Origin of the sequence: Massilia sp. CT11-108 (genome assembly GCF_047302915.1) — a bacterium.
Taxonomy (GTDB): Bacteria; Pseudomonadota; Gammaproteobacteria; order Burkholderiales; family Burkholderiaceae_D; genus Telluria; species Telluria orientalis.
On sequence record NZ_JBKYMO010000302.1, the window covers coordinates 1 to 7,027 of the forward strand.

The window sequence follows — 7,027 nt, forward strand, 5'->3', positions numbered from 1 at the left end:
GGATTGAAAGTTAACAGCTTCCCAAGCTGTTTACAACAAAAATTTGAGGGGAAGGCTCAGGCTCTGACCCCGAATTTGCGGCGAAATGTGCTCTGACCCCGAATTTATGTGGTGGGCTGTTTCAGGGCCAGCGGCGTCAGGCGGCACTGTAGAAGGACAACCAGTCTTCCAGCCGGCTGCGCCAGAACTGCGCGTCGTGGCCGCCGCTGCCCATGTGGAATTCGCTGGCGGCGCCGAGCACGGCCTGCATCGCTTCGTCCTGCTTGCGCAACGGATCGCGATCGCCGACGTCGAGGTAGAAGCGCAGGCCGCGCAGGTCGGCGTGCTGCGCCAGCAGCAGCGGATCGCGTTGCGCGCGCAGCGCCGGCGTCGGGTACAGCCAGTCGCGCTGGCCGGTGAACTGGTCCGCGCCGCTGTAGTCCCATAACGCGGCGCTGTGCGCGCCCACGCGTGAAAACATCTCCGGGTGGCGCAATGCGAGATGCAGCGCGGCGAATCCGCCCATCGACACGCCGCCGATGCGCCGGTCCGCGCGCGTGGCCGTCACGCCGAGCCGTGATTCGACGGCCGGCAGCATCTCCGTCATCAGGTAATCCTCGTACAGGCCGATCGTGCCGCCTGAGGTCTGCGCCCCTTGCGCCGGCGTCGTGTTCACGCCGAAGCCGTTGTCGTAGTCGGGCGCGGCGATGACGAGCGGTGTGCCCAGCCGGTCGGCCGCGCGGTTGATGGCCAGGCCGGCATCGAAGAATGCCGCGCCGTTGCCGCCGAAGCCGTGGAACAGATAGAGGATGGGATGGCGCGCGCCGCCCGGCGGCAGGTACAGCGCGACGTTCATCGTGCGCCCGAGCGCGCGGCTCGCGACGGCGAAGGTGTCGACGGTGCCCGCCGGTGCCGCGGGACCGGGCGCGACGGCCTGCTGAACCGAAGCGTTGCCGCCCCCGCAACCGGCCAGGCAGGCAGCCGTGGCAAGCAAAAAACACCGACGTTCCATCCGTGGCCTCCCATGAGCACCGGCTCATTCTAGCCACGAATGGAACGGGCTTTCTTCACGCAGTCTTCAATAATTGAAGCCCGCGCGGATGCCGAACATGCGCGGCTCGACGTAGGTGGCTTTCATGAAGCCGCCCCACAGCGAATCGCTGCTGGTCTTGGCGCGCTTGTCCGTCACGTTGCGCACGTACGCTTCCGCATACCAGTTGCCGTCCGGGGCATCCAGGCGTGCCGACGCATCCGCCAGCGCATACGCGGCCTGGTAGCGGCCGATGCCGGCCCAGTCCGTGTTGCGCAGGTCGAAATAGGCCTTGTCGCGCCAGTTCACCTTCACGTACGGCGTGAGGCGGTAGCCGCCCGGCAGCTCGAACTCCTGCGAGAAGTTCAGGTAGACCTGGTACTTCGGCGTGTTCGGCAGGTGGTTGCCGTCGATGTCGTACAGGCGGCGGCCCAGCAGGGACTTGTCCGGACCGTTGTAGATGGCCGGGCAAGGCTGGACGCCGAATTCCGCGCGCACGTCGCCGCACTGGTAATCGTCGCTGTAGTTGTAGAAGCCGTGCACCTTGGTGTCGATGAAGGCGAAGCCGCCGCCCACGCGCGCGCCGCGCCACGGCTTGTAGTCCCACTCCAGTTCCAGGCCCGGGATGCGGGTGTCGCCCACGTTGATCGTGCGCCAGGATTCGTACACGTCGCACTTGGGCTGGTCGGCCGGGCAAGGCAGGCCGTTGTCCGGGATGATCTGGTTGACGAAGTAGTTCCCCGTCAGCTGCATGTCCTTGTAGCGCATGTAGAAGGCGGTGGCCGAGAGGCTCAGGCGGTTGTCCAGGAAGCGGCCCTTCCAGCCCAGCTCATAGTTGGTGACGGTCTCCGGGCCGTACGGCAGGAACGTCGCCTCGCCCGGCTTGCCCGTCGCGGCGCACAGGTGGTAGTTGCAGCTGTCGACCTTGTCCGCGAAACCGCCCGCCTTGTAGCCCGTCGAGACCGAGGCATAAGCCATCTGGCGCGGCGTGATCTGGAATTGCAGACCCGCGCGCCACGTCACCTTGCCCCAGGTTTCCTTGTGATCGTTGTTGGTCGCGTTGGCGTAGCCGGCATAGGCGATCGGACCGCCGCCGGCCCAGCCCATCTGCTGCGTCAGGTCGGTCCCGTCGTGGATCGTAAAGCCCGGCGTGCCCGGGATGCCGCGGTCGTACAGGCCGCGGTAATAGGCCGGGTTGCCGATCCAGTTGGCGCCGTACACCTTGCCGCCCTTGTCTTCCTTCGAATCGCGGCTGTAGCGCGCGCCCAGCGTGGCCGTCCACTTCGGCGCGAAGCTCCAGTCGGCCTGGCCGAAGATGGCCTTCGAATCGATCTGGCGATTCGGCTGCGCGTACACCACGCTGCCCGGGTCGCCGAACGGTTTCTGGATCGCTTCCGTCATCTCGTAGTCGATGCGGTTACGCTCGTGCATCCAGAACAGGCCGGACACGTATTTCAGGGAACCCAGCTGCTGCTTGAGCTGCAGTTCGTGCACGGTCGACAGGTAGCGCGAATCCGCCGTGCGGTGCCACGTGTCGCGCAGCGGCCAGGTGCCCCAGTTGCCGTCCTTCGTATTTGGGAACGGGGCGATGTCGGCCCACGACGGCGCGTTCTGCAGGCCCAGGTCGTCGTCCGAGATCTGGCTGCGGCGCTGGTCGGCGACGGCGAAGTTGTAGCTCACCGACGTGCGGTCGTTGACGTTCCAGTCCGCGCCCGCGCGCACCGTGCGGATCTTCATGTCGGTCTGGCCCGGCACGTTGACGTTGATGTAGAACTCGTCGTTGGTGCAGGCATAGCGCGTGCCGACGCCGGCGCCGCAATCGCGGAAGAACGCATAGCCCGCGCCCGAATCCTGGAAGTGCTCGTACGCGGCGTGCAGCGTGAGATCCTTGTTGACGCGCAGGAGGGCCTGCAGGCGCGCGGCCCACTCGTTCTGGTTGGTGTAGTAGTCGGACGGGCGGACCTGGCGGTTGTAGCGCATGTCGACGTCCGGCACGCCGTTCGGGATCCAGCCTTTCGACGGCACGTTCGCTTCCGACAGGTCCTGGTGCTGGTCGGCGTAGCCGTCGCGGCGCACGCGCATGAAGGAGCCGCGCAGCGCCAGCTTGTCGTTGACGACGACGTTCTGCACCCAGTTGACCTGCTTCTTGTTGTAGTTGCCGAAGTCCGTCTCGACGCGGCCGTAGTTGCCGTTGAAGTCGGGCTTCGCGGTGATGACGTTGACGCTGCCGCCCGTCGAGTTACGGCCGAACAGCGTGCCCTGCGGACCGCGCAGCACTTCGAGCTGGTCGATGTCGAACATCAGCGCCTGCGCGCCCTGCGGCCGCGGCGAGTACAGGCCGTCGACGTGGAAGCCCACGGCCGGGTCGCCCGTCTCGGTGAAGTTGGTCGACGTGATGCCGCGGATCGTGATCTGCACGCCGTTGTCGAGGCCCGAATCGATGGTGACGTTGGGGATGTCGTTGGCGAGGTCGCGGATGTTGGTGGCGCCCTTGCGGGTCAGCTGGTCCTGCGAGAACGCCGTCACCGCGACCGGCGTCTTGAGCAGCGAGGTGCTGAAGCGGGTGGCGGTCACCGTCACTTCCGGGATCGTGTCGGCGGATTGTGCCGGCTTGGTGTCGGCCTGCGCCCAGGCGGGCATGGCGGCGAAGGCGCAGGCACTGGCGACGGCCATGCTCATGGCCGTCCGTTTGATTGGATGCAGCATCATATCTCCTTGGTTTTTTGAATTCTGCGTGCCGGCGAACCGGACACGTGTCGACGAGTATTTCAACCAGGATTCGTAAAATCAAAGAATTTCGCCGGACACCTTTCAGTTTCTTCGTCTTTACTAAACAATCAACTTGTCGCGCAGGTTCAAGGCTGCGCGGCGTCCACCGCGACAGCTTGTTCCGGGCCATTCCAGGCGCGTACGGCGACCTTCAGCGCGCCTTGTCCGCCGCTGAATTCGGCGCTGACGGTGCGGCTCTCGCCCGGCATGAGCGCCACGTAGTTGTCCGACCAGTACACGGGCAGCACGCGCGCGCCGGCCGCGTCGAGCAGGGTCAGTTTGGTGTTCAGCACGGGCACCTTCGACGGATTGGTCAGCGTGACGTCCACCCTCCCTTCCGTACGGGCGGATGCGTGCACGGTCACGGGCACGCCGGCGAGCGTATCGAGGCCGCGCTGGCGCTCGGGGCTCGTCGACGGCCAGTACACGTTGTCCGACAGCGTGCGGCCCGCGCCGTCGGTCAAGGTCAGCTTCACGACCAGCAGGCCTTCGCGCGCCAGCAGCGGCGCGATGCCGAGGTCGATCGGCCCCGACGTGGCCACGCCGGGGACACTGACGGTGGCGGCGCCGCGGCCCGCCAGCCGGCCGTCGACGGTCCAGGCCTCGAATGCGACGCGCGCATTGTCCAGCGGCGCGGTCGGGTTGTTGATGACGTCGACCGCGTGATCGGGCAGGTTCAGTTGCACGTGCACGGGTTCGGACGCGTGTTTCGTGCCGTAGTAGGCGGCGTGCGTATCGTAGTCGTGGCTGAGGATCTGCCACATCGTGCTCGGCCAGGCCGGCTGCGTCATCCACAGCATGCGGCCGCTGTTCTCGCGCCACAGCCCCGCATTCATGCCTTCGAAGATCGCGCGGTGCGATTCGTAGTTCATCAGCTGCGCCTTGCGCTCGAAGTCGGCCAGCGACGCCGGCGCGCCGTACTGCCGCTCGAGCGCCTTCATGAACGGTTCCACGCGGCCGTTGCCGCTGGGGTGCCAGTCGTGGTACGCGGCGGTATCGCCCAGCGGCCAGCGCTCGGATGCCGGCACCGCGGCCTCGAACGCCTCGCGCGTGGGGAACGACGGCGTGCCCACCTCGACGGCGAAGCCCTTGCCGTGCGTCGTGAAATACGTTTCCGGCGGCTGGTAGTCGTACGGGCCGCTGTTCTGCAGGTTCACGCGGTTCGAGCTGCCCGTGTACCAGCGCGTGCCGTCTTCCGCGTAGATCAGCGCTTCCAGCTTCTCGTTCAGCGCCGGCTGCGGGACGCCCTCGTTGCGGCCGAACCAGGCGACGATCGAGGGGTGGTTGCGGAAACGGCGCACGACGTCGACGGCGTTCGCCATGAACAGGTCGACGTCCTGCGGCTCGATGTTGTAGTCCTGTGTCGAGGCCCAGAAGTCGTTCAGCACCATGAGGCCGTATTCGTCGGCCAGCTCGAAGAACGTCTCTTCCGTGTTCTGGCCGACCCAGTTGCGGATGATGTTCACGTGGGCGTCGCGGTGCAGGCGGAAATACGGTTCCAGGCGCGCGCGGTCGACGCGCTTCATGAAGTCGTCCATGCCCCAGTTGCCGCCGCGCGCCGCTATGCGCACGCCGTTGACCTTGATGACGAGGTGCGGCGCGAGGCTGCCGGCATCGGCCAGTTCGCGGATCGCGGCCGTGCCTTCCGCTTCCGCACGCAGGCCGGTCGCCCACTGGTTGCCCGCGACCTTGCGCAGCGCCTCGTGGCGGGCGTCGGTGATGCGCACGCCGAGCGCGTGCGCCCTGGTGAAATCGGCCTCCACGCGGCGCAGGTGGCCCGTGCGGTCGACCAGCGACAGCTCGTAGGTCACGCTGCGGATGCCGAACGCGGTGCGCGCATGGTCGGACAGCGCCGCGCCCTGCAGCACGTCGACGTCGAGGTCGTGCAGCTCCGGCTTGCCGTAGCCGTTCGGCCACCACAGCCGCGGCTGCTTGACCTTCAGCGCGGCGAAGTCGTTCGATGCGAAGCGCACGGTGTGCGTGCCGGGCGCCACGTCCAGCGTGCGGCTCACGACGATAGGCTGCATCGATCCCGCCCGGTCGCGGATGGTGGCGCGCACGGTCGCGCGCACGGTCTTGTTCGACAAATTCGTCAGCGGCACCTCGATGCCGACGTCGGCCTCGCGATGGTCGTCCGCGAGCGCGGTGATCACGTGCGCATCGCCCACGCGCACGTCGCCCGTGCTGCGCAGGACGACGTCCTGCCACAGGCCCGTGTTGCGGTCGCGGACGGACGGGATCCAGTCCCAGCCCTCGGTGGCGATGAAGGTCGGGCCGTCCTGCGCCTGCACGCCGCCGTTCTCGCCGACGCCGGCCGCGACGGATTCCTCGTGCGCGATGCCGGGATGCGGCGGCGGCGACACCTTGACGGCGATGACGTTCTCGCCTTTCGGGTTCAGGTACGGCCCCAGGTCGACGCTGCCGCGCACGAAGGCGCCGCGCGTGGTGCCGGCGCGGCGGCCGTTGACCCAGATCGCGGACGCGTAATTGATGCCCTTGAACGTGACGAACAGGTGACGGCCGGGGCGGTGGCCGCGCGGCAGCGCGAAGCTCGTGCGGTACCACCAGTCCTGGCGGCTGAGGCTTTCCGGGATCGCGAGGTTGTCGAGGCCATACGCCGGACTCGGATAGACGCCGCGGTCGACCAGCGTGGTGAGCACGGTCCCCGGCACCGTGGCCTTGTACCAGCGCGACGCGTCATAGCCCCCGCTGGCGATCTGCTGCGCGGATCCCGGTGCCTGGTCCGCCGATTGCAGCGTCCACGCACGGATCGTCCATGCGTTCGCGCCCCGCGGTTCCAGCGCCGGCCCCGCATAGGCCGGCACGGCGACGGGCTGCGACGGCGGCGTCGCGCTGTGCGGCAGCGTCCACGCATCCTGCGGCACGAGCTGGCCGGCCATCTGGCGGGTCTGCAGCGGCCAGTGGGGGCTGCCGGTCTCGAACACGATCATGCCTTCGTTTGGCGGCGTCGCCGCGAGCCGTGCGACGGCCTGTGCGTCGTCCCCCAGCGTCAGCCCGGCCACGCGGCCCGCGAACGCGGCATCGGTCCCCGTGCGCGGTGCGATCGCGATCTGCGCGGCGGCCGCTGCGCTGCCTTGCACCTCCTCCCGCGCCACTTCCCTGCCGTTCGCGTACAGGACGACGTGGCGGCCGTCCCGGCTGGCCGCCACATGGGTCCAGGCGCGGACGGCATCGGCTACCTGTGCAGCGTGGACGGCACGCTGGCCTTCTGCGGCGCGGGTGCGCCGG

3 protein-coding genes are annotated in these 7,027 nt (G+C 67.9%); all 3 read right to left on the bottom strand.

Annotated features, from left to right (window positions below):
• Positions 1–136: 136 nt before the first annotated feature.
• Positions 137–973 (bottom strand): alpha/beta hydrolase, encoded by an 837-nt coding sequence (locus ACEN88_RS20965; protein WP_413342653.1) that lies wholly within the window; start codon positions 971–973, stop codon positions 137–139.
• An 84-nt stretch (positions 974–1,057) separates the two neighbouring features.
• On the bottom strand, positions 1,058–3,715 hold the full coding sequence (locus ACEN88_RS20970; RefSeq protein ID WP_413342655.1) for a TonB-dependent receptor: 2,658 nt from the start codon (positions 3,713–3,715) through the stop codon (positions 1,058–1,060).
• 149 nt (positions 3,716–3,864) lie between these two features.
• A partial coding sequence (locus ACEN88_RS20975) for a glycoside hydrolase family 2 protein (protein WP_413342657.1) occupies positions 3,865–7,027 on the bottom strand: 3,163 nt, incomplete at its 5' end.